The sequence below is a fragment of the Anabaena catenula FACHB-362 genome (assembly GCF_014698735.1).
In the GTDB taxonomy this organism is placed as follows: domain Bacteria; phylum Cyanobacteriota; class Cyanobacteriia; order Cyanobacteriales; family Nostocaceae; genus Anabaena; species Anabaena variabilis_A.
The window spans coordinates 16,068-39,221 of the sequence record NZ_JACJTQ010000022.1 but is presented as its reverse complement, the minus strand read 5'-3'; the positions used below and the strand labels follow the sequence as shown (position 1 = coordinate 39,221).

At 39.6% G+C, this 23,154-nt stretch carries 25 protein-coding genes; 16 read left to right on the top strand and 9 right to left on the bottom strand.

Annotated elements, in window-relative coordinates:
• Positions 1 to 2: 2 nt before the first annotated feature.
• The 3 genes from prmC (at position 3) to H6G68_RS15155 (ending at position 2,676) form a co-directional block, all read left to right on the top strand.
• Positions 3 to 923 carry a peptide chain release factor N(5)-glutamine methyltransferase gene (gene prmC, locus H6G68_RS15165; RefSeq protein ID WP_190907386.1) on the top strand — a complete coding sequence of 307 codons (921 nt, stop codon included), beginning with the start codon at positions 3 to 5 and terminating at the stop codon, positions 921 to 923.
• 262 nt (positions 924 to 1,185) lie between these two features.
• Positions 1,186 to 1,764, top strand: a complete 579-nt coding sequence (locus tag H6G68_RS15160; RefSeq protein WP_190907385.1) for an L-threonylcarbamoyladenylate synthase — start codon at positions 1,186 to 1,188, stop codon at positions 1,762 to 1,764.
• A gap of 12 nt (positions 1,765 to 1,776) precedes the next feature.
• Positions 1,777 to 2,676 (top strand): sensor histidine kinase, encoded by a 900-nt coding sequence (locus tag H6G68_RS15155; RefSeq protein WP_190907384.1) that lies wholly within the window; start codon positions 1,777 to 1,779, stop codon positions 2,674 to 2,676.
• Between the two features lie 57 nt (positions 2,677 to 2,733).
• On the opposite strand, the gene H6G68_RS15150 is transcribed toward H6G68_RS15155, so the two are convergent.
• The 5 genes from H6G68_RS15150 to H6G68_RS15130 form a co-directional block, all read right to left on the bottom strand.
• On the bottom strand, positions 2,734 to 3,243 hold the full coding sequence (locus H6G68_RS15150; protein WP_190907383.1) for a GNAT family N-acetyltransferase: 510 nt from the start codon (positions 3,241 to 3,243) through the stop codon (positions 2,734 to 2,736).
• 174 nt (positions 3,244 to 3,417) lie between these two features.
• Positions 3,418 to 3,831 carry a hypothetical protein gene (locus tag H6G68_RS15145; protein ID WP_190907382.1) on the bottom strand — a complete coding sequence of 138 codons (414 nt, stop codon included), beginning with the start codon at positions 3,829 to 3,831 and terminating at the stop codon, positions 3,418 to 3,420.
• An 83-nt stretch (positions 3,832 to 3,914) separates the two neighbouring features.
• Positions 3,915 to 4,892 carry a protein translocase subunit SecF gene (gene secF / locus H6G68_RS15140; RefSeq protein WP_190907381.1) on the bottom strand — a complete coding sequence of 326 codons (978 nt, stop codon included), beginning with the start codon at positions 4,890 to 4,892 and terminating at the stop codon, positions 3,915 to 3,917.
• Complete coding sequence (secD, locus tag H6G68_RS15135; protein ID WP_190907427.1) at positions 4,889 to 6,301, bottom strand: protein translocase subunit SecD; 1,413 nt, start codon at positions 6,299 to 6,301, stop codon at positions 4,889 to 4,891. The genes secF and secD overlap by 4 nt, the downstream gene beginning before the upstream one ends.
• 213 nt (positions 6,302 to 6,514) lie before the next feature.
• Positions 6,515 to 7,498: an alpha-ketoacid dehydrogenase subunit beta gene (locus tag H6G68_RS15130; RefSeq protein ID WP_071189566.1), complete on the bottom strand. Its 984-nt coding sequence runs from the start codon at positions 7,496 to 7,498 to the stop codon at positions 6,515 to 6,517.
• Between H6G68_RS15130 and H6G68_RS27625 the strand changes: the two genes are divergently transcribed.
• Positions 7,486 to 7,608 (top strand): hypothetical protein, encoded by a 123-nt coding sequence (locus H6G68_RS27625; RefSeq protein WP_277925530.1) that lies wholly within the window; start codon positions 7,486 to 7,488, stop codon positions 7,606 to 7,608. The genes H6G68_RS15130 and H6G68_RS27625 overlap by 13 nt on opposite strands.
• Before the next feature lie 147 nt (positions 7,609 to 7,755).
• Here H6G68_RS27625 and H6G68_RS15125 read toward each other — a convergent pair whose 3' ends face one another.
• The gene (locus H6G68_RS15125; RefSeq protein WP_071189565.1) at positions 7,756 to 7,968 is read right to left on the bottom strand and encodes a helix-turn-helix domain-containing protein; all 213 of its coding nucleotides are present in this window, start codon (positions 7,966 to 7,968) and stop codon (positions 7,756 to 7,758) included.
• A gap of 6 nt (positions 7,969 to 7,974) precedes the next feature.
• On the bottom strand, positions 7,975 to 8,187 hold the full coding sequence (locus tag H6G68_RS15120; protein ID WP_071189564.1) for a helix-turn-helix domain-containing protein: 213 nt from the start codon (positions 8,185 to 8,187) through the stop codon (positions 7,975 to 7,977).
• A 171-nt stretch (positions 8,188 to 8,358) separates the two neighbouring features.
• On the opposite strand from H6G68_RS15120, the gene H6G68_RS15115 reads away from it, so the two are divergent.
• The 3 genes from H6G68_RS15115 to H6G68_RS15105 all read left to right on the top strand — a co-directional run bounded on the left by H6G68_RS15115 (position 8,359) and on the right by H6G68_RS15105 (position 10,096).
• Positions 8,359 to 8,811 carry a hypothetical protein gene (locus H6G68_RS15115; RefSeq protein ID WP_190907380.1) on the top strand — a complete coding sequence of 151 codons (453 nt, stop codon included), beginning with the start codon at positions 8,359 to 8,361 and terminating at the stop codon, positions 8,809 to 8,811.
• A 273-nt stretch (positions 8,812 to 9,084) separates the two neighbouring features.
• The gene (locus H6G68_RS15110; protein WP_190907379.1) at positions 9,085 to 9,549 is read left to right on the top strand and encodes a hypothetical protein; all 465 of its coding nucleotides are present in this window, start codon (positions 9,085 to 9,087) and stop codon (positions 9,547 to 9,549) included.
• Positions 9,550 to 9,634: 85 nt separating this feature from the next.
• Positions 9,635 to 10,096 carry a putative toxin-antitoxin system toxin component, PIN family gene (locus H6G68_RS15105; RefSeq protein ID WP_190907378.1) on the top strand — a complete coding sequence of 154 codons (462 nt, stop codon included), beginning with the start codon at positions 9,635 to 9,637 and terminating at the stop codon, positions 10,094 to 10,096.
• Positions 10,097 to 10,391: 295 nt separating this feature from the next.
• Here the strand turns inward: H6G68_RS15105 and hemB are convergent, their stop codons facing one another.
• Positions 10,392 to 11,369: a porphobilinogen synthase gene (gene hemB, locus H6G68_RS15100; RefSeq protein WP_190907377.1), complete on the bottom strand. Its 978-nt coding sequence runs from the start codon at positions 11,367 to 11,369 to the stop codon at positions 10,392 to 10,394.
• Between the two features lie 281 nt (positions 11,370 to 11,650).
• A complete protein-coding gene (locus tag H6G68_RS15095) occupies positions 11,651 to 12,010 on the bottom strand; it encodes a DUF4870 domain-containing protein (RefSeq protein WP_190907376.1) in 360 nt (119 codons plus the stop codon).
• A gap of 203 nt (positions 12,011 to 12,213) precedes the next feature.
• Here H6G68_RS15095 and H6G68_RS15090 point away from each other — a divergent pair, with 203 nt between their 5' ends.
• From H6G68_RS15090 to H6G68_RS15050, 9 genes are all read left to right on the top strand, one after another.
• A complete protein-coding gene (locus tag H6G68_RS15090; RefSeq protein ID WP_190907375.1) occupies positions 12,214 to 13,572 on the top strand; it encodes a serine/threonine-protein kinase in 1,359 nt (452 codons plus the stop codon).
• A gap of 277 nt (positions 13,573 to 13,849) precedes the next feature.
• Positions 13,850 to 14,119 (top strand): hypothetical protein, encoded by a 270-nt coding sequence (locus H6G68_RS15085; protein ID WP_190907374.1) that lies wholly within the window; start codon positions 13,850 to 13,852, stop codon positions 14,117 to 14,119.
• Positions 14,110 to 14,523, top strand: a complete 414-nt coding sequence (locus H6G68_RS15080) for a type II toxin-antitoxin system VapC family toxin (protein ID WP_190907373.1) — start codon at positions 14,110 to 14,112, stop codon at positions 14,521 to 14,523. Before H6G68_RS15085 ends, H6G68_RS15080 begins: the two co-directional genes overlap by 10 nt.
• Positions 14,524 to 14,685: 162 nt before the next feature.
• Positions 14,686 to 14,886, top strand: coding sequence for a hypothetical protein (locus tag H6G68_RS15075; RefSeq protein ID WP_190907372.1), 201 nt, complete (start codon positions 14,686 to 14,688; stop codon positions 14,884 to 14,886).
• A gap of 285 nt (positions 14,887 to 15,171) precedes the next feature.
• Positions 15,172 to 16,797, top strand: coding sequence for a peptide chain release factor 3 (gene prfC / locus H6G68_RS15070; protein WP_190907371.1), 1,626 nt, complete (start codon positions 15,172 to 15,174; stop codon positions 16,795 to 16,797).
• Between the two features lie 231 nt (positions 16,798 to 17,028).
• Positions 17,029 to 19,221 carry a M48 family metalloprotease gene (locus H6G68_RS15065; protein ID WP_190907370.1) on the top strand — a complete coding sequence of 731 codons (2,193 nt, stop codon included), beginning with the start codon at positions 17,029 to 17,031 and terminating at the stop codon, positions 19,219 to 19,221.
• A gap of 609 nt (positions 19,222 to 19,830) precedes the next feature.
• Positions 19,831 to 20,325 carry an RNA recognition motif domain-containing protein gene (locus tag H6G68_RS15060; RefSeq protein WP_127055152.1) on the top strand — a complete coding sequence of 165 codons (495 nt, stop codon included), beginning with the start codon at positions 19,831 to 19,833 and terminating at the stop codon, positions 20,323 to 20,325.
• A 1,053-nt stretch (positions 20,326 to 21,378) separates the two neighbouring features.
• Positions 21,379 to 22,647, top strand: a complete 1,269-nt coding sequence (locus H6G68_RS15055) for a glycosyltransferase family 4 protein (protein ID WP_190907369.1) — start codon at positions 21,379 to 21,381, stop codon at positions 22,645 to 22,647.
• Positions 22,648 to 22,676: 29 nt separating this feature from the next.
• Positions 22,677 to 22,949 (top strand): hypothetical protein, encoded by a 273-nt coding sequence (locus H6G68_RS15050; RefSeq protein WP_190907368.1) that lies wholly within the window; start codon positions 22,677 to 22,679, stop codon positions 22,947 to 22,949.
• The last annotated feature ends 205 nt before the right edge of the window (positions 22,950 to 23,154 follow it).

Sequence of the window (23,154 nt, the reverse complement as noted above, 5' to 3'; positions counted from 1 at the left end):
GGATGGAGAATCAACAGCCAAAGGTAGTTTCTGGTGTAGAAATTTGGCAATGGCGCAATATTGCAATTCAGAATGCGATCGCTCATGATGTCTCACCGATAGAAGTAGATTGGCTGTTACAGGAAGTAGCTGGATTAGACCGTTTGGCACTGCGTTTGGAGTCTTTCAAAGCATGGAATCACATCCAGATGCAGTTGTCTTTGAAAGAGTTAGATCTGTTGTGGCAAAGACGCTTATATGATCGCTTGCCAGTACAGTACATTGCTGGAGTTACACCTTGGCGACGGTTTAAACTCGCAGTGTCAAGTGCGGTTTTAATTCCTAGACCAGAAACAGAGATGTTGATTGATTTGGCTGTGGCCGCTGCTAACCAATGTAAAGACGTTTCATGGAACGTCTCTACACAACAACATTGGGCGGATTTGGGAACTGGTAGTGGTGCGATCGCTCTGGGACTAGCTGAAGTATTGACAAATCCCACAATTCATGCAGTTGATTTGAGTGCAAAAGCATTGGCTGTTGCTCAAATAAATGCTGAAAATTTGGGTTTTGGGGAACGGATTAAATTTTATCAAGGCTCTTGGTGGCAACCCCTAGAATCGCTGAAAGGTCAGTTTAGCGGGATGGTATCAAATCCGCCTTATATTCCTAGTGATACGGTACTAACTTTACAGCCGGAAGTAGTTAAACATGAACCACATTTAGCTTTAGATGGTGGTGTTGATGGTTTAGATTTTATTCGTCATTTAATCGCAGTTTCCCCTCAATATTTGCGTCCTGGTGGAGTGTGGTTGATTGAGATGATGGCGGGACAGGCCGATACAGTGCGGGAATTATTGGAAAATAATGGTAGTTATTGTCATATTTCCATTCATGCTGATTTAGCGGGAATTGAGCGTTTTGCGGTGGCTTTTAAAAAGTAGGGAAATGTCTGAATCAGGATGTATGGCTCTAGCTTGCGTGGCGTTAGCCATACGCTCCCGTAAGGGATACAGGATTTAATGATGAACAGGATGTTTTGGTCAATGTTCATGTTTTAAATATCTGGGATTCTCCTATTATAAATATGAATCATCAACATCATGAACATCTCTAAATCGTGATTCAGAGATCATTGCATTGTGATTTTACAGGTAGGAGTAAAGCGCATTGCTAAATCCCTACTCACGGAGGAAAACTAAATTTATGAATGTTTCTCTAGAAGTTATTATAAACGCTGCTAAGACTGGAAAACTAATCAGTTTCCCCACAGATACTGTCCCCGCATTGGCCACTATACCTGAACAAGCAGAATTGATTTATGCTGCTAAACAAAGAAGTTTTGATAAACCTTTGATTTTAATGGCTGCTAAAGCTGAAGATTTATGGGATTATGTTCAAGGTAGCGAAATTGAATATCAAATCTGGCAAAAAGTTGTCAATCAATATTGGCCTGGGGCGTTGACTTTGGTTTTACCAGCTAGTAATACAATTCCTAAAGTCATGAATCCTCATGATCCAACGACTATTGGCATTAGAGTACCAAATCATACAATAGCTCAAAGTATTTTGGCGCAAACTGGGCCAATGGCTACAACTAGTGCTAATTTATCAGGTCAACCAGCTTTAGAAAATCGAGCCGAAATAAACATTCAATTTCCAGAAGTTATTACTTTAGAATCTACAGAGTACAAAGGTTTGGGAACACCTTCTACTGTTGCTAAATGGACTGGGACTAATTGGCAGATTTTGCGACAAGGTTCTATTAAATTGGCTCAGAATTAGAATTAAAAAATAATGAATTTTATTAATTGGCTATATCTAGGAACAGGAATAGGATTAGGAATAGGTTTTTGTAGATTATTTCTACAGTCTTCCAAATCTACACCCACTCCTTCTCCAAACGCTCCACCACAGCAAGAAACTCAACTTTTACAACAAGTGAAGCAAAGCCAACTGGCCTACGAAATGGCACAGGAAATGAGCCAGTTTAAAGCGGGTTTTTTGGCGCGGACTAGCCATGAATTGCGATCGCCCTTGAATGGTTTAATAGGGTTACACCAGCTAATTTTGAACGATTTGTGCGAAAATCCCGCAGAAGAAAGAGAATTTGTTGGACAAGCTTATGAGCGATCGCTAAAATTGTTGAAAATGATTGATGAAATTCTTAGTGTCGCCAGAACAGAACATGGGACAAACAAATTAGATATTCAGCCCATACAGCTAACTCAAGTTTTGCAGGAAGTTCATAAATTAACTTATATGCTGGCGGCCAATCGCAATTATCCTTTTATTGTGACACTTCCAGAACCGGAAATTTATGTTTTAGCAGATATGCGCTGGCTACGCCAAATATTGCTAAATTTAGTAGAAACTACAATTTCTCAGATGGAAGAAGGTAGTATTTATCTTTCTACTCATATTCTACCTACAAATAGTTGTATTCATATCTGTTTAGATATCCCCAGTCATGCTGTAATTTGGAGTGAGCCAATTGACTTGATTGAATCTAAAGAAAGTCTAGAAAAAGAAAATACCAATTTGTCTTCAGAAATGAAGCTATTACTCAATCAAAAATTATTAGAAGTGATGGAAGGAAAACTAGAAATTGTCCCCTCTCCCATCACCCAAGAAGTAACACAGAATTGGACTAGGTTACAAATATCTATGCCCCTAGTACAAAACAGCATAAGTTAACCAACAATTCCAAATTAATGAAAAGCTTTTTTAATTTGCTTTTTTAATTTTCAACTTTTAATTTTTAATTCTGCCCTGCGGTACTAGTGATTCTTGAAACTGAACTTCTCCAGTTGCAAGAGAACCTATATGAGATTGATTGTATAGCACCATCGTCGTTGTGCTATTAGTTTGAAAACCAATCTTTTCGTAAAATGCCTGTTGGTTAGTAGTCATCAGGTAAACACGCTCTACCTGCATTCGCGGATGACTCAAAATGGTCTCTACTAATTTAATTCCCAGTCCATTGCCTTGATACTCTGGGTGAATAACCACATCCCAAATTGTAGCGCGATAGATGCCATCGGAAGTGGCTCTAGCAAAGCCAATTAATCGCTCTCCATCCCACACAGAAATCACTGGTTCACTGTTGGCAATAGCTATGCCTAAATCCTCAATACTACGCCCTTTTGCCCAGAAAGCAGCAATATTAAACAGGTTTTGGAGTTGGTAAAGATCAATTTCTGAAGAGCGATCGCTTGTAGCGCAGCTACGCTGCTCTCTAAAATGAATTTGAGAATATTTCATGTTTAGACACCCAAACTATGGTAGCATCTGGACTCTTGTTACGTCATATTTAGCTTGAAATACCTAAAGCTGTATATGTATATGCAACTTAAAAAATCAAAATAGTTCTTACAGCAGGTCACTTTCACAAAATAAAAAAACTCCTTCATCTTACCTGTTCTCTGTATTCCCTATTCACTGACAAACCCACTTCCAGAGAGGATGAGTAGAACCCTGCTGACGGATGCGACAAACTTGTGTTTCTAAGCGTTGCTTTTCCTGTTGTGGTAATCCCAAAAGAATATTCCGACTTTGCCAAACTAAAACAGAAACAGTTATGGCAATACAAAAGGATAGACCAAGAGTAGCTAGTGGATGAAAAAAGAGTCCATATCGCACTGCTACCCAAGTAAAATATTGTTGCCACAAAGCCATTTCTGCACGTAAATCCCATAAGCAAGCAGGTGCAATCAGGAGCCACGAACCGCCAGCAAATAACCACCTGCCATATACTGTTAGCTGGTGTAACCTCTGTACTTGGTGAATAAAAGTAGCGTCAGAGTTTTCAATGATTGAGTCATCAATTGGTGGTTCTTCCTGTTGAGCCATAGGACAATAAAATCACAATATATGGGAAAAGCAATTCAAAATTCAACAAAATGCTTTAATCCCATTTTGAACTAATTCCTGAGCTAACTATCCTGGGAACTAACAGATGTATTAATTGCTTCAATTGGAGACTGTTCTGTGCGCTCTCGCCACCAAGTTAGAAGCGTACTGGCGATGAAAATACTGGAATAAGCCCCCATGATAAAGCCAATAATTAGAGCCAAAGAGAAATTATGCAGTGTTTCTCCACCAAATAGGAAGATAGCAGATAATGTCAGTAAGGTTGTTAAAGTAGTGTTGATTGACCTAGATAAAGTTTGGTTGACAGCATCATCAACAATTTCCGCAATGGGACGTTCGGGATTGAGTTTAAGAGTTTCCCGAATCCGGTCATAAATTACCACAGTATCATTCACAGAAAAACCTGTGATGGTCAGCAACGCGACGATAAAAAGACTATCTACTTCTGTACCTGCAACTAAGCCCAAAATTGAGAACACACCGACAGTGACTAAAATATCGTGGAATAGAGCCACAATCGCAAACAGGGCATAGTCTAACTGGAAGCGGAAAGCCATGTAAATAGTAATACCGATAAAGGAAACTATTAGAGCTAAAATTCCCGACCTAAATAACTCTTTTCCTAATGTTGCACCTACAGAGTCAATTTGGTTTTTTTGCGGGTCGAAAGCACCTATTTTTTCGCTTAAGGCGTTTTGCAACTTGGTACGCTGGTCAGTTTCCAAGTTTTTTGTGCGAATGGTAATGCCATTTTCTTTACCATTTTCAGAGATTAATTGGATGCTACTATCTCCAAGTCCTTGTGATTTAGCAACTTCCCGAACGGCGTTGATATCTATTGGTTGGTCACAGTTGTTAGGTATGCTACAGTCCCGGACTAGCTGTAATCGCGTCCCACCGATAAAATCTAAACTGGGGCGTAGGGGTGCTTTGATAGCTGGTGTTTGCCAAGAAATCACCATTGAGATGATACCGCTAAGAATGATAGCAGCTGAAATAGTCCACCAGAGCGATCGCGATTTGTTAATACTTAGTTTCATTGAGCTACCTCCACTTTATTCACTTTTGGCACATTAGGACTGTAAAGTTCTGTTTTCCGCCAAGAGGGAATGGAAATAGCCAAAAACATTAATGTGCGACTACAGGTAATGGCTGTAAACATACTCACTGCTACCCCTAAAGCTAAAGTGAGAGCAAAGCCTTTTACTAACCCTGAACCCAGCCAAAATAATGCTGCACAAGCAATCCAGGTGGTGACATTACTGTCTAATATGCTGGAAAAAGCCCTGTAAAAACCAGATTCTACGGAACGATATAAAGATTTACCTGCTTGCAATTCTTCCCTTGTCCGTTCAAAAATTAACACGTTAGCATCTACAGCCATACCAATACTGAGAATAAAACCAGCAATTCCCGGTAAGGTGAGGGTGACACCCAATAAACAAAAAGTAGCCCAAGTGAGTAGGGAGTAAATCACTAGTGACACATTCGCTATCATTCCTGGTAGTCGATAGTACAACACCATAAAAATTAAGACTAAAGTCAGACCACCGATACCAGCGTAAATGCTGCGTTGAATACTGTCTTTACCTAGAGTTGCTCCTACTGTTCGTCTTTCAGCAATTTCTACAGGTACGGGTAACGCGCCACCTCGTAACTGCACACCTAAATTGTTCGCTTCTTGGGCTTGAAACCGACCTGTAATCACCGCTGAACCGCCTGTAATCCCTGTTGTGGCAAATTCTATACCCACGCTAGGAGAACTAATCAGTTCATTGTCAAGAAAAATACCGATGCCACGTCCAGTTCCAGCCAGGGTTTTAGTCAAGTCAGCAAAGAGTTTACCACCCTGTTCATCAAAACGAATGGCAACATTCCAACTATCGCCTTGAGTGGGTTCACCGTAGGCATCTTTGAGGTATTTACCTGTGAGTGGTGGGTTGGTACTTTCAAATAATTCCGCAAGCGCTTGATTACTGTTGTTTAAATCTTCCTGATTTTTAGCAATTGCTGCTTTATCATCGCTCTTTCTCAACTCTTCTTGTTTACCTTTGAATTCAGATCGTGATACTTGCAGCGCATACACTTGAGTTTCTGTATTCGGTTTTTGAATCTTAAATTCTAACTGGGCTGTACCTCCTAGTACCCGTTCTGCTTGTTCTGGGTCATTCACTCCAGGCAGTTGTACTAAGATTTTATCTGTACCCACAGTTTGAATTACCGGTTCCGAAACGCCTAAACCATTAATCCGTCCTTCGACGACTTTCTTCACGGCCTCCAATTCTCTTTCGGTGATTTGCTTAATTTCCGCTGTTGGTTTCACCTGAATTGTAAGCTGTGAGCCGCCCCGCAAGTCCAATCCCAAGGGTACGGGAATTGTCGCAATCACCGCAATAGCGGCGATGACCAAAACTATAATCAACGCTAATAGCGATCGCTGTCTTTGCATACTATCACTCACAACTGACAAATGCTATAATAGCGTTCTTTGATCGCGTTATGAGTAGAAGTTTTGATAGGGAGCAGGTGACAGGTGACAGGTGACAGGTGACAGGTGACAGGTGACAGGGAACAGGTGACAGGGAACAGGTGACAGGTGACAGACAAGAGAAAGAGTTTTTAAGATTGCATTACCCATCACCAATTACCTATCACCAATTCACTAAACTCGCAAAGCTACCATTTTTTGGACTGCTTCAACAATTTGCTCTGGTTGGATAATTGTTAGGCGTTCCAGATTACCGTTGTAAGGTGTGGGTATATCTTGGGAAGAAAGCCGCAGTACAGGTGCATCTAATTCATCAAACAAGCGATCGTTGATTGAAGCGGTTAATTCTGCGCCAATACCCCCAGTTCTCATGCATTCTTCCACAATCACTACACGGTGGGTTTTGCGTATTGATGCACCAATAGTATCAAAATCAAGGGGCTTGAGAGATATCAAGTCAATAACTTCTGGATCGTATCCTTGTTTTTCCAAAGTTTTTACGGCTTGCAGGACATGATACCGCATCCGAGAATAGGTGAGAATTGTCACGTCTTTTCCTTGACGGACTACCTCTGCTTTATCCAGTGGTAATAAATATTCTGTTTCTGGCAGATTTTCTTTTAAGTTATAAAGCAAAACGTGTTCAAAAAATAACACTGGATTATCATCACGGATTGCGGCTTTAAGCAGTCCTTTGGCGTTGTAAGGTGTGGAACAAGCGACAATCTTTAACCCTGGAACAGCTTGGAAATAAGCTTCTAGTCGCTGAGAATGTTCTGCACCTAGCTGTCTACCTACACCACCAGGGCCACGAATGACCATAGGGATTTTAAAGTTACCGCCTGAAGTGTAGCGCAACATCCCGGCGTTGTTAGAGATTTGGTTGAAGGCTAATAGCAAAAAGCCCATATTCATGCCTTCAATGATCGGTCTTAACCCTGTCATTGCGGCTCCCACAGCCAACCCTGTAAAGCTATTTTCGGCAATAGGGGTGTCTAAAACTCTGAGTTCGCCATACTTTTGATATAGGTCTTTGGTTACTTTATAGGAGCCACCGTATTGTCCTACATCTTCACCAAGAACAAATACGCTGGAATCACGCGCCATTTCTTCATCAATGGCTTCCCGGAGGGCGTTGAAAAATAGTGTTTCTGCCATTTAGACCTTTATTACAATTTATTGTTTTAGAATTTTATCGTGTCATTGTCCCCAATACCGTCAGCGATCGCACTCTTATTGGTGACTGGGGACTGGGAACTGGTGACTAGGTACTGGAAACTGGGGACTGGGTAGTTATAGCAGGAGTCAGGAGTAAAACCCTCTTGTAGTGGGAGTTTCATTATCAATTGATGTCCTAACCACCCTTTCCACGGCTATACCATAGTTTGGATTTTGAATTGTGAATGGAATTCACCCTACTCTTCTACAACATCATATAAATCTTCAATCAAAACTTCAAACGTCCGTGCCAGCTTTTGAAGAGAAGTTACGTCCACGGTAGCCAAGCCCGGAGACTTAGCATAGTTCTTGAGCGTGGTGTATGCAATTCCTGAACGCTCTGAAACCTCTTTGAGCGTCCAGCCCTTCTCAGCCGCAAATTCTTTGACCCGCAACCGCACCAAGCCCATAGTTTATTATTCCTGCACTATCTCATACAAGTCTTCTATCAATACGTTAAAGGTTCGTGCTAACTTGTGTAAGGATGTCACATCAACAGTTGCCAACCCAGGAGAACGCGCATAAACCTTGAGCGCACTGTACCCTACACCAGAACGATCAGACACTTCTTTTAATGTCCAACCATTCTCAGCCGCAAATTCTTTTATCCGCAACCTTACCAAACCCATACTTGACAAAAGGTATGTATCTATCCTTTAATAGTTACAGGAATAAAAAGCGATCGCTCCCTAGCCTATCAAACAAAAGAGCGATCAGCAAATCGAAAATAAATTTCAACCTCTTGGTGTCTTTTACCCGAAATCCAGGTTCATCTACCCAAAAGATAAAAATCTATCACTATGATAACAATTGAACAATCGAAATCCAACTCTGTCAATCCTTTATTTAAGTTTGTTACTGAAGAAGCAGTTGCTTTGCTGCTGAAAATTCCAGTTACGGAAATCAAAAATATTCGCTGCTGGCCCAATGTAATTTTGGTAATTTCGGAACATTTAGTCAGATTTGTTAGTTACGCCGACTTACCACCCATCTTAGATGCGGAAAGACCTACAAACAAAGATATATTAACTTGGCGTAAGCGTTGGCGGAAACAGAAAACACATCAAGCACCAAAGTTCTGGAAAGAATTCTATAGCCTCAAATTTCGTCAAGCTAAAGACTTTGAAGAATTGTATGCTTGGGGGCGACTCGTCAACATTCTCAAGTTTGCATTATCCTATGATTCCCTAGAGACGCTAAGAAACGTTTTTCGGGAAGCTCGTAATTTTATCGTTGTCCCTGTACGCAAATAATCTCACACCTAAAATTATAGAGAAAGTTGGCGTTGCTGATTAAGAGTATGATTTTTTTCACGCAGAGGCGCAGAGTCGCAGAGAGTAAGAGTTTGAAATCATTGATTTTTCAATTTCATACTTCAGTTCAGCAATGCCAATTATAGAGAAAGTTAAATTTATTTCTGGATATTTGAAATCAACAGGTGTACCTGGGGGTTAAGGTTGGGTAAAGTGGGGTAAAATACAAACAACATCATTATATCCCATTGTCAAGCTAAGAGCATAATCAAAATGCTGACACTAGAGCGCGACGTTTCTCAATTAATCGCAGATTTACCGAAGCAGATAGACTTCAAACCTAAAGCCCAAGCAACAAAAACATATCTTGATTTTGGCAATTTATTTCTGCAAATTAGCCAAAAGTTCCAAGAAAGAGCAAATCAAATTGAAACGGATTGGGATTACTATACCAGCACTGTGTCATCAGAGAATCTGGAAAATGAATTAAGCAATATTGAAGAATTGACCAAACAATTAACTTCAATAGAGTCAGCTATTAAAGAAAAACAGCAATTTGGAAACCTGACTCTTCAAAGGGGCTTAAATGCCTTAACAGAAGCCTTAAAACATTATCAAGATGTAATTCTTGACACTATAGAATCTGCGGCGATAACAGATGAAGTGAGAGAATTACGGTTAAAACCTTTGGAAAAGACTAGAATTGAGGAAGCAAAAGAAATTTTGTCTTTCCTTTAGTGTTCAGAATAAGACATATCAATTTCTTTCATTCTGACAGGAGGTTAGATATCTATAAAAACCGAACTAAAATATTCTACTTCCAATGGAAACCAAGGTTAGGGCTGTAATTGATACCTCTGTTTATCTAGCATCTTTTAAATCAAGAAGTACAACAAGCGCCCCCGTAAAAGTTATAGATAACTTACGCGAGGGCAATTTTTTGGCGATTTTAAGCCCTCAAATATTTTTAGAAACTCAAGATGTTGCTACTAGACCAAAACACGGTTTTACCCAAGATTATGTTCGGACTTTTTTTAGCGTTATAAAATCAAATATAATTATCATATCGGGTGATTATACTTGCTACAAATTAGATGATATAGATATAAAAGACAATATGATATTGGCCGCAGCTTTAGAAAGTAAAGCTGACTACATCATAAGTTTGGACAGAGAACACTTATTACCGTTAAAAAATTACCAAGAAATACAAATAGTTAATCCACATCAATTTTTACAGGAATTTAAAGATTACGAAATCATTAAAAATAAAATTGCCCAATAATAGCGCCACCTTCTAGGGGTAGCTTAGTTAAGCTTACCAATGTAAGGCAAAGGATAATTTTGTAATGGACAGTTAAAAATTAGTCTTCCTCAGCTAGACTTTGTAATTCATCAAATTTTGATACTGTCATTACTTATTCACTGTTTACTTAAAAAACCGCTAAAATTTTAGCCTATTTTTTGCCCCAAAACAAGCAAAAACAGTATCAAAATACAAAGAATCTCACGCCCAAACACAAAAACACTCAAAATCCTCTTTGCGCCTCTGCGTCTCTGCGTGAGATAATATCTGAAATTTACAACCACCGAGCCGCATCTTTAGCGTGGTAAGTCAAAATCAAATCAGCACCAGCCCGTTTAAACCCAGTCAAAGTTTCCATAACAACGCGCTGCTCATCAATCCAACCATTTAAAGCCGCAGCCTTCACCATCGCATATTCACCAGACACATTGTAAGCAGCCACAGGTAAATTACTAGCTTCCTTCACGCGCCAGATAATATCCATATATGCCAAAGCCGGCTTCACCATCAGCATATCAGCGCCTTCAGCAATATCCAACTCAATTTCTTTTATTGCTTCACGAGCATTACCAGGGTCCATTTGATAAGTACGTCTATCACCAAACTGCGGTGTAGAATCTGCTGCATCTCTAAACGGCCCATAATAAGCTGAAGCATATTTAGCAGCATAAGACATAATCGGGATATCTTCAAATCCCGCTTCATCCAAACCTGCGCGAATTGCTTGGACAAAACCATCCATCATTCCCGAAGGTGCAATAATATCAGCACCGGCTTTAGCTTGAGAAACTGCGGTTTTCTTCAATAATTCCAAAGTTGGATCATTTAAAACTCTTCCTGTCAAATCACCAGTTTGTAAATAACCACAATGACCATGACTTGTATATTCACACAAACAAGTATCAGCCATGACAATTAAATCAGGAACTGCTTCCTTGACTGCGGTTGCTGCTTTTTGAACAATACCACAATCATGCCATGCACCAGTAGCATCTATGTCTTTATCTGCCGGAATTCCAAATAAGATAATTGCGGGAATTCCTAAGTCATAAACTTCCTTTGCTTCTTCCACAATTTTATCTACCGAAAGTTGGTAGACTCCGGGCATAGATTTAACTTCTTTAGCAACACTTTCACCGGGAACAGCAAACAGTGGATAAATCAAATCATTGGTTGTTAAAACGGTTTCACGTACCATGCGACGCAATTGAGGATGGGTACGTAAGCGACGGGGACGATGTGTAGGAAACATAATTTTTTATCAAGAAAAAACCACAATGGACATAAAACAAAGCGTCACAAAAGCCAGGTTTTAGCCTGCTTTTTTCAGACACACTAGAAACAGTGCTTAACTGTCTTTGCCCTACTGTTGATCAACCTGTGGGGCAATTTTGTATTTTACAACTTAGTTGACATTTGCTTATAACAAATTTACAAAAAACAATCTTAAAAAATTCATTCAATTAATTGGGGTAAATGGTTAAATCAAAAGTTTGTGATTAATAAAACTACCATATTGTTCCGATTGTTATCTTAAAAAACTCGGAAGATAAACGGATAACGGCAAGGTTGATCAGGATTGGTAAAAACACCAATTAGCGCCCAGATTGTTAGTCCCCAGTGGATGATATATCCTAAACCAGCGATTGGCAACAACACGATTAGCGGTAAAACCAACCAACCAGTTAGAAAAAACAAAGTTCCCAGAATTGCTCCGTAGAACCAAACGTTAAAATGGAAATTGATCGATTCCTTGGCATTTTCTTTGACAACAGGATCATCGGATACAAATAATATGGCTATAGGTAAACCAACAGATACTATTGTCGTGCTGAAAAAAATCGCCCCGTGACACAAGGCTGATAATAGTTTACGTTTATCGCTGTCGTACATTATCTCCTCCATCAATCCTTTTCATACTTTCATTTTATACTATTGTCAGAATCAGGATTTACAGGATTTAAAGATTTTCAGGATAAAGATAAACTATATATTCAAAATCCTGTTTATCATTGAATCTTGGGTATTTTGATTCTGACATGATATAATTTTTACAAGATATTGAATTAATCTCAGCAATATCTACTACCAAAGGTATGATCATTTGGCAACCAGATCAAGAAATTAATAAGGGTAGATTCATAATTCAAGGTAAAGCTTTGGGTAGTGGTGGTTTTGGAATTACCTACAAAGCTTTAGAACCCAAGACGGGTAAATTATACGCCATCAAAACCCTGAATCAACAGATGCAACTCAGGGAATATTTTTCAGAACAACAGGTTAAGTTTATTAACGAAGCCTTGACAATTAAAGGTTTTGACCATCCGCATATTCTCAAAGTTTATGAAGTCATCCAAGAAAGTGAACTTTTTGGTGTGATGATGGAATATATTGATGGGGTAACTTTATTTCAATATGTCCAAAACCAAGGACAATTATCAGAAAGTGAAGCACTATTATATATAGATCAAATTGGTAAAGCTTTAGAATATATTCATGAAAAAGGACATTTACACCGGGATATTAAACCATCAAATATTCTCTTGCGAGAAAATAAACAAGAAGCGGTTTTAATAGATTTTGGTTTAACTCGGAGTATTGCTACCAAAAGCATGACTCAAGATAAAACTTTCGGTTATGCACCTATTGAACAATATCGTCGCAAAGGTAGTTTTGGTTCTTATACCGATGTTTATGCTTTAGCCGCAACTTTATATTATCTCGTCACGGCTGATGGACTGAAAAAAGAGGGTAAATTTACTCCAGTTCCCGCGCAAAACCGGAAATATGATGATGAACCTTTAGCAGAACCAAAATATTATAATTCTCGGATTAGTCAGCGGGTGAATGATGCTATTTTGCAGGGTATGGAAATAGAACCGGAAAACCGCACTGCGACGGTGTTGAAGTTTCGGGAAAATTTGGGTTTGGTGGTTCAACCGAGAAGAACCCCACCCCCTAACCCCCTCCCCGCAAGCGAGGAGGGGGGAATAAAATCATCCTGTGGGATGGACTACAGGAAACTGTGTGATTTCCTCGCAGAAGGGAAATGGAAGGAAGCAGACGTGGAAACATCAGACGTAATGTTAGCGGTTGCGAAGCAGGAAGATTGGTTAGATGTTAAACATATTGATAATTTTCCCTGTGAAGACCTTCGCACCATTGACCAGTTGTGGGTAAAATACAGTGATGGTAAATTTGGTTTTTCTGTGCAGAAACGGATTTATCAAGGTTTAGGTGGAACGAGAGAATATAACTCAGACATTTGGGATAAGTTCGGGGACAAGGTAGGATGGAGAAAAGGAGGTTCGTGGTTGTACTACAAAAATGTTACTTTTGACAAGAAAGCACCAGAAGGCCACCACCCGTGCGTGTTTGTAGTTGGGGGTGAGTTTGGTGTTCGTGTGTGTGGGACGGGGAGGTGTGTGTATCTTCTCTCGCGTCGAGACTTGTAGATGATTGTAGTTTATAAAGGTTACAGAAAATTATTAAGTCAGAATCAGGATATCCATGATTTAAGGATTTACAGGATTTTATTTTGTGGTCAAAAATTTCCGACTTGTGTGATAATTGATGTTGATAAATGAGAAGATGAATTTAAAAAGTCGGTTATATTAATCTCTCAAATGTCAGAATCAGGTGGTTATCGAGCGAAGTCGAGATAACCACCTGATTCTGACAACTTAACTCATTCAGATATAATATAGTAAATTCCCACCAGGAGTAAAAGTTATGACTATGAAAGAACTTATTCAAGCAGAAATTGACAAAATACCAGAACAAGAACTAAATAACCTTTATCAATGGATAAAAGAATTTACTGATAAAATAAATAATATGAAACATTCAGAAAACTTAGAAACATCCGACAAACATCTTTCTAATTCCTATCCTTACCATGATTTAGATTATCTTGCTGGAACATGGACAAAAGAAGATGAAACTGAATTTTTACTTAATACTCAACAATTTAATGAAATAGATCAAAAGTTATGGCAATAAAATCAATCTTACTAGATACCAATGCTTATACTGCTTTTAAACGTAATCAAAATGAAGCGGTTTTAATAATTGGAAATGTAGATATTATTGCCATCAATTCTATTATATTTGGAGAATTACTAGGAGGTTTTGCATTGGGAAATAAACCAGAAGTTAATCGTTATGAATTAGAAAAATTCATGGAATCTCCTAGAGTCAAAATATTTACTATAGATGAAAAAACGTCAGAATATTATGCGCTCATTTATTCTCAATTGAGAAAGAAAGGAAAACCCATACCTACTAATGATATTTGGATTGCAGCTACAGCAATTCAACATGATTTAATTTTATTTACTTATGATAGTGATTTTAAAAATATAGACAATTTGAAATTAGGTAGCTGTTTAGCAGATTTTATATAGAAATCTCAATATTCAAAATTTCATACCTGTAACCCACATCCTGTAAATCCTTAAATCCTGGACATTATCTCGACTTCGCTCGATAACCACCTGATTCTGACAAAAAACATCAAAGCATAACTATAAAAAATCCTCAAATATGCAATCTACTATCACCATAATATGTTGACAGTATCTGTTCCTCGTAACTTTACAGAAGATCCTTGGTTGGATGTCTTGCAAAATAATCCTATACCCATTCTGCAACGCGATCGCAATATCCCGATAAAATTAGCTGGAGTGCTAGATTCAGCTTTAACCGAAAAGCCGCAAATCTATTTTCAGAGTGCTGCAAAGTTTAAGAAAGCGTTAATTGATATTTAGTTCTAAAATATTGCAAATCCTAAAATCCTGGATATTATCTCGACTTCGCTCGATAACCACCTGATTCTGACAATCAATGATGTTGGGAGAATCTAACTCTTAGTATATATGCGCGTACAGATTCCCACTATAATAAAAATATAATGAAAAATCGGGCATTTGTCAACTATCTCACTGATTAATTTCGGAATTAAGTAAGTTAGATGTGAAGATTAATAGAATTTACAAATGTGATTCCTAGTCCTGAAAAAGATTACATTAAGTTAGGTAACGAAAAATACAATCATGTCCACAGAAATTGAAACTGAATTGTTGGAAGCGGTGGAACTACGTCGCAATTTTGCGATTATTTCTCACCCTGATGCTGGTAAAACTACGCTAACTGAAAAGCTATTATTATACGGAGGTGCAATTCACGAAGCAGGGGCAGTGAAAGCACGCAGAGCGCAGCGTAAAGCGACTTCTGACTGGATGGCGATGGAACAACAACGGGGTATTTCCATTACTTCCACTGTATTGCAATTTGTCTACCGCAATTGTCAAATTAATTTACTAGACACTCCTGGACACCAAGATTTTAGTGAAGACACCTATAGAACTTTAGCTGCGGCTGATAATGCGGTAATGCTGATAGATGCTGCGAAAGGATTGGAACCCCAAACCCGGAAACTGTTTGAAGTGTGTAAACTCAGGGGTATCCCGATTTTTACATTTGTCAATAAACTCGACCGTCCGGGACGAGAACCCTTGGAACTGTTGGATGAGATTGAGCAGGAATTGGGATTACAGACTTATGCGGTGAATTGGCCGATCGGAATGGGCGATCGCTTCAAAGGAGTATTTGATCGCCACCAACAGCAAATCCATCTGTTTGAACGTAGCTCTCACGGTAGTAAAGAAGCCCGTGATACCATCATCGATTTAGGCGATAGCAGAATAGAGGAACTACTAGAAGAAAGCCTTTTCCACCAACTAAAAAATGATTTAGAACTCTTAGAAGGAGCGGGAGGAGACTTAGATTTAGATTTAGTGCATCAAGGAAAAATGACACCTGTGTTCTTTGGTAGCGCCATGACTAACTTTGGGGTGGAGTTATTTCTCAAGTACTTCCTGGACTATGCCCTCAAACCAGGTACACACAGTAGCAGCGTCGGTGAAGTTCCCCCCAGTTATCCAGAATTTTCAGGGTTTGTCTTCAAACTGCAAGCCAACATGGACCCCAAGCACAGAGATCGTGTGGCTTTTGTCCGGGTCTGCACAGGTAAGTTTGAAAAAGATATGACAGTGAATCATGCTCGCACAGGCAAAGTTGTCCGTCTGTCTCGACCACAAAAACTCTTTGCCCAAGAACGGGAATCCATTGATGTGGCTTATCCAGGTGATGTGATTGGTTTGAATAATCCCGGCGTTTTTGCAATTGGCGATACAATTTATACAGGGCAAAAACTGGAATATGAGGGAATTCCTTACTTTTCGCCAGAACTGTTTGCTACTCTCAGAAACCCCAACCCCTCAAAGTTCAAGCAGTTTCAAAAAGGCGTTTCCGAATTGAGGGAAGAGGGCGCTGTACAAATTATGTACGCTACTGATGAAGCCAAGCGAGATCCAATTTTAGCAGCGGTAGGTCAGTTGCAATTTGAAGTGGTGCAGTTTCGCCTACAAAATGAGTATGGAGTGGAAACCATACTCGATGTCTTACCATACAGTGTTGCCCGTTGGGTAGAAGGAGGTTGGGAAGCGTTGAATCAAGTGGGACGTTTATTCAACACGACAACAGTCAAAGACAGCATGGGACGACCAGTGTTGCTGTTCCGCAATGAATGGAATTGCCAACAGTTAGAGGGAGATCATCCAGAGTTAAAATTAAGCGCCATTGCCCCGGTATTTTCTAGTCAGAACACAGTTCTTTGACAAGGAATAGTCAATCGATTTTGGATTTTGGATTGACGATTTTGGATTGACGATTTTGGATTGGTTCCATAGTTGAAACTAGGGGCTGGAAACCTTTTTGAGATTTCAGATTTTGACTAACAATCCAAAATCTAAAATTGTCTCGGTCATGGGTTATGGGTCATAGATGAGCGTTTTTTACAATTACCTTGTTCCCAATTACCTTGTTCCCAATTACCTCCCAAAATTTGTATGCCTTCACACCCCGAATCATCTTTGGAGGCTGGTTTAGTTGCCCTCAAGGAAGGAAATTACTACGCAGCAATCACTCAACTAGAACCTATTGCTAGTAGCCAGAATCAGAGCAATACTTGCCTGCAAGCCAAAGTTGGGTTGGTGATGGCTTATGCACGCACAGGCGAAACCTCAAGAGCGATCGCTTTGTGCGAAAATCTGATATCGAGTAATAATTCCCAAGTTCAAGAGTGGGCAAAACGCGCTCTTGAACACTTGAACAAAAGCCAAAAACGGCAGAGAAAAGCGAAAAGCACCGAAGAAACGGGATTTGTTGCTTTTGATAATTCTTCACAGAAGAAACCACAAGAAGATATCCCAGAAAGAAATGCTCATAACAGAGATATAGCAAATACAGGCTTCATCGGTCTTAGGGGTAGTAAAAAAACTGAAACTTCCAGCATTTATTGGCGGCAAGCTAGACGCGCTAAGGTATGGCAACCCTTGCGTAAGCCGAATTTTATGCTGTCAATACTCTCTCTGTTGGTGACGGCAGGAACATTCATGTCCCTGTTTTGGGTGTTGCAAGCAATACTCAAATTACCAATGGGTTTGATCAACCTGATTTTAGATAAACTGCCATATTTAACGCCATTAGCACTTCTATATAGTGATCCAAGTTCACTTATACTAGTTTTTTTGTTAGTCTTCATCGGACTGTCTCCTTGGTTACTAGATTGGCTACTGGCAGTATTTTATGGTCAACAACAGTTGTCCAAAGAAGTCTTAAACACCTACAGTCGTGAAGCAGTCCGCGTTATCCAACGTACTTATCAACAGCGACACTTACCTCTTGTCAAACTGCGGATTTTACCAATAGCGGCACCAATGATGTTGACCTATGGTAATCTACCCCGTACAGCCCGGATAGTCGTGAGTCAAGGTTTGTTAGACCAACTAGAGGATGATGAAATAGCTACTATTTATGCCTTGGGACTAGGGCAGATTCATAGATGGGACTTTTTTGTCATGTCCTTGGTGCTACTGGTGACACTGCCGTTTTACGAATTATATCAGCGAGCAGCAGACTGGGGGAACAACGGACAAAAGCCTCTCTGGCGCTGGACTGCTACAGGTTTAACTTGTCTTTGCTATGGAATTTGGTGTTTACTGACTGGTACAGCCTTGCTTAACTCCCGATTTCGGCTTTACTATAGCGATCGCCACGCGGCTGAAATTACAGGTAATCCCAATGGGCTAATTCGGGCTTTACTCAAAATTGCCATTGGTGTTGCTGATGATATCAAAAAGCAACAACATACTTCCTGGGAGTTAGAAAGCCTGAATATCCTCGCCCCAGTTAGCTACCAACAAAGCCTGTCTTTAGGAAGTATGGCAACTCATCTTCCCTTTGAATCATTCTTAATGTGGGAAAACTTCAATCCCTATCGGCGATGGTTTACTATTAATAATAGCCACCCCTTAATGGGCGATCGCATCCAACGCCTCTGCCAAATAGCCAGTCATTGGCATCTAGAAACCGAAGTACATCTGACTAGTCAAGAGTTTTGTCCAGTAAAGCCTCAGTCCTTCTTATTACAAATTTCTCCTTGGTTGGGAATTCCCCTGGGTTTTGTCTTAGCAGGTCTATTCTGGATAATTTGGCAAACGGCATTTGCCTTCCATTTGTTAAACCTGAAGTGGATTTACGATGATTGGTCTTTCGTCACAGGTTTTCTATTGATAGGCTTTAGCATCGGTACAGTGATGCGGATTAATACCTTTTTTCCTGATATTAGACCTTTAACCTTGCAAACTGATTACTACCTGCCCAACCTATTAACTGACCCCACGGTTTTACCAATTGATAGTGTCAGCGTTCGTCTTGTTGGTAAACTCTTAGGCCGTCGTGGCACTAGCAACTCTCTAGCGCAAGACCTAATCTTAGAATCCAGCACAGGATTAGTGAAATTAAACCATATTCCTTGGCTAGGACAGTCAATCAACCCCCAGGAATGGATTGGTAGGCAGATTATCGTTACAGGTTGGTTACGCCGTGGGGCAACACCTTGGATTGATATTCAAACCTTGGAAACTCAAAGTGGCAAAACCATTAATAGTCCCCATCCTATTTGGTCTACTGTCTTGGCAGTCGCTGCTCAAGCATGGGGTGCATACATTGTGCTGACCGCTCAGTCCGTAACAGGATGATGCCGCAATTTAATCAATGACTACCAGAAATGTAAACAAACGTTGCATAATCCTTCCCAAAGTGTTACATTTATTTACAAAATCAATGGCAACTGACGTAATTCATCTACATAACTCGGTGATTGGTCTAGCTGCTGCTACTATCTCATCCCCTTTGATACCCCCAACACAGCAGTAAATCAACCAGCCAGTGGCTGGTTTTTGTTTCCAATTTCTAACTTTGTCAAAAAAAATGTATTTTATGCTACGATGCAATAATACTATCGGCAGAAATGTAGGTGCTGAACTAGCTACGTAAAAAATACCGTGATAATCTTAAGGGATGGTATTTTACTCTGCCGATAAAAGCTAGGAAGAATTCATTTACTGTGGCGGACGGTGGGCTATTAAATTTACAATTCTTAGAATTAAGGTGTTATTAACTGAGCGTGGTGGCGCGTTTGTCTTAAATAAGCTTGATCCCAACAAAAAACTGTATTGTATAGGTTGACAGTTTGGATTAAAAAAATTGGTTTATGGCGATTTTAGTTAATAGCATCTATTTAAAAGCCAAAGCCAAGTGATTGTTTTTGTCAAAATAAGTTCATTTCAACTCTGGAGGTATAGTTCATGTCTGTTCGCCTATATATAGGTAATTTGCCAAAAGAAGAAATAGATCGTCTAGAGTTGCAAGCAGTTTTTGCAGCTGAAGGCGATGCTGTCACCACTAAGCTCATCAAAGACCGCAAAACAGGCAAATGTCGTGGTTTCGGGTTTCTGACGGTGAACAATGACGAACAAGCAGACCAAATTATTGAAAAGTATAATGGTCAATTGTTCAAAGACACCGCTATTAAACTAGAAAAGGCATTACCTCGTACCAAGGGTGAAGAGGGTGATGAGCAGGCTCCTAAAGCGGCTAGTCAAGCTACCAGCATTCCCACACCTACCATCAACAAAGAAAATAACCGTCGTGAAAAAGGCGCTAAGAAATCTCGGCGTGGTGGCGGTGTGCGCGAAACAACCAGCAGTAATGTTGATTCAGACGCTATTCGTCCAGACCCCCGTTGGGCTGCTGATTTAGAAAAGCTTAAGCAAATGTTAGCTGCACAAACTACTAACTGATCATGTGGGGAAAAAGATTAAAAATTAAAAATCAGCAAAGTTAAGATTTTTAATTTTTGATTGTTCCCTTGTTAATCAGAGAAAATGTAGCTAAATTTACTAATTTCATCTGAGTGAGTTGGCTTCTTTGCTGGTTCTAGCATCCATCTGTAGTCGCTACTCAGACTAAATTTTGTCTGGCGGCTAATCTCAAACTGAAATCATCAGTACCAATCTGGGATTGCTCTCTGTGCAAATAAAAAATTATTGAGCAGTGATGAAAGCCAAAGCAGGCTATTCTCACTGCTCAATTTGACTTTATACGGCAAATTTTATATTAACCTAAGTTGCTACTTACAGCAGGTTGCAGGAGGTACAAAATTTAAGAACAAAGCTATATAAAAACAGAGTTTCAACCCTATTCCCTATTCCCTGTTCCCTGCTTTATCTAGTTTAGACAGGGAAAAAGGTAATTGTTAATGGGTAAAATTCTTATCGGTTTCTTGTTCCTGATTAAGAATTTCCTTGCTCAATTAGATGTCAGGTAAGAGATACAGAACTGGAAATCCAGTAAGGTATGAGGTTTTTGCAGAATTGTATCTTATTTAACAAAAAAATACATAACATAATAATAGTATAAGTCACCACAGTTAATAAAAACCAATTTGTGTCAAAAAAAAATTTCATTTTTGCACATTTGTTGATAAACCATGACTGTAAATTCACACGTAATTTAGGATTGGTGTTTTGATTGAATAAAGAACTAAAACTGTTAAATTAAAAATCTCTCAAATTTACTTGGTGTTGTACTGCAAAGCAGCAACAGCACATATTTTTTATGCATTTATTAAAATAAATAGATAAAAAAAGCTAAATTATCTAAAAATAAATAGAACTAAATCTATCGAAAGTATTAAAGGAAAATATGGAGTTTTAGGTATAATAAAATCAAGATTTTTGACACAATTAAATTAAAATAAAGATTAAGCAAAGTTCCTAAATACTTCAGGTAGGCGTGATAAACGCCAGCATGGAACTGCATACTACCTTGTGACAATCAGCAACACACAACTTATGAACTCTACCACTGACAAACGCATTGCCTTGATTTCAGTCCACGGTGATCCAGCGATTGAAATTGGGAAAGAGGAGGCTGGAGGACAGAATGTTTACGTACGCCAAGTGGGTGAAGCACTATCCCAGCTAGGATGGAAAGTTGATATGTTTAGCCGCAGAGTGAGTGCTGACCAAGAAACAATTGTTCAACACAACTCTCACTGTCGAACCATTCGTTTAACAGCGGGGCCTGTGGAATTTGTCCCACGGGATAATGGTTTTAAATACTTGCCAGAATTTGTGGAACAGTTACTTGAGTTTCAAACAGAAAACGGCATTAAATATCAGTTGGTTCATACTAATTACTGGCTGTCTAGCTGGGTAGGATTGCAGTTAAAGCAAATCCAAGGAAGTAAACAGGTTCATACATATCATTCTTTAGGAATAGTCAAATACAACGCCATAGAAAGTATTCCACTGGTTGCGAGTCAACGCCTAGCAGTAGAAAAAGAAGTTTTGGAAACAGCAGAAAGAATTGTGGCGACAAGTCCGCAAGAAAAGCAACATATGCGATCGCTTGTTTCCCAAAAAGGTGAGGTTGACATTATTCCCTGCGGTACAGATATTCGGCATTTTGGTTCAGTAAAAAGAGAAGCAGCCAGAGTCACCTTGGGAATAGATCCTGAAAGCAAAGTTATATTGTATGTAGGCCGTTTTGACCCACGCAAAGGCATAGAAACCTTGGTACGCGCAGTGCGTGAGTCTCAGTTTTATGGCTCAAAAGACCTGAAACTAATTATTGGTGGTGGTAGCACTCCTGGTAATAGTGATGGTAGAGAACGCGATCGCATTGAGGGCATTGTCAACGAATTGGGGATGAGTGAATGTACTATCTTCACCGGTCGTCTCAGTCCAGAAATCCTGCCAACTTATTATGCTGCGGCTGATGTGTGCGTCGTTCCCAGTCATTACGAACCCTTCGGATTAGTAGCAGTTGAAGCGATGGCCAGTGGAACACCCGTCATAGCCAGCAATGTGGGAGGACTTCAGTTTACAGTCGTTAATGAAAACACTGGTTTATTAGTACCACCCCAAGATGCAGCAGCTTTTAGTAACGCCATTGACCGCATTCTTAGCAATCCCGAATGGCGAACACAACTAGGTCAAGCTGGTAACAGGCGAGTCCTGAGTAAGTTTAGCTGGGATGGTGTAGCTATGCAGCTAGATCAGTTGTACACCCAACTCTTGCAACCAGTGAAAGAACCTGCATTAGTTACGCTAGGGTAAAGTCAAAAGAGAGTTAGACAGGTAAAACGATGGAAGTTCAAGAACTCAAAAAATTTCCTAAACCAAGGAAACCAGAAACTGAAGCAACAACCTCTCAACACATCAAGATATTAGACTGTAACCAACCAGTTAGTCGGGTAATTTTTGAGTGTTGGCATTGTAAACAAGGTCTGTTGAGTGAAGTAGATGTATCATCTTCACAGTTTCTAGAAATTCAATGCCCCAGTTGTGGTAGAACAGCTTTAAGACTGATGGCAGAAAAAGTGATTTCAACCACAGCTATCCCTTCACCCTGGCAATGAGCTATTAATTAGAAGCCTGAAATCCTGAATCGATTAAACCCAGAAATTGTGTTGAATTTCTGGGTTTTGTTCTGTTCCAGAACCTGGTATGTTGGGTGGTATAGCAGGTGACAGTCTGAAGAGTCTTTTGGTGTCTAGGTTTTATAATCAGTTGGTGTCCTAACCGCCCTGTCAGTTGCTGTATATGCTTGGCAGCTACTATAGG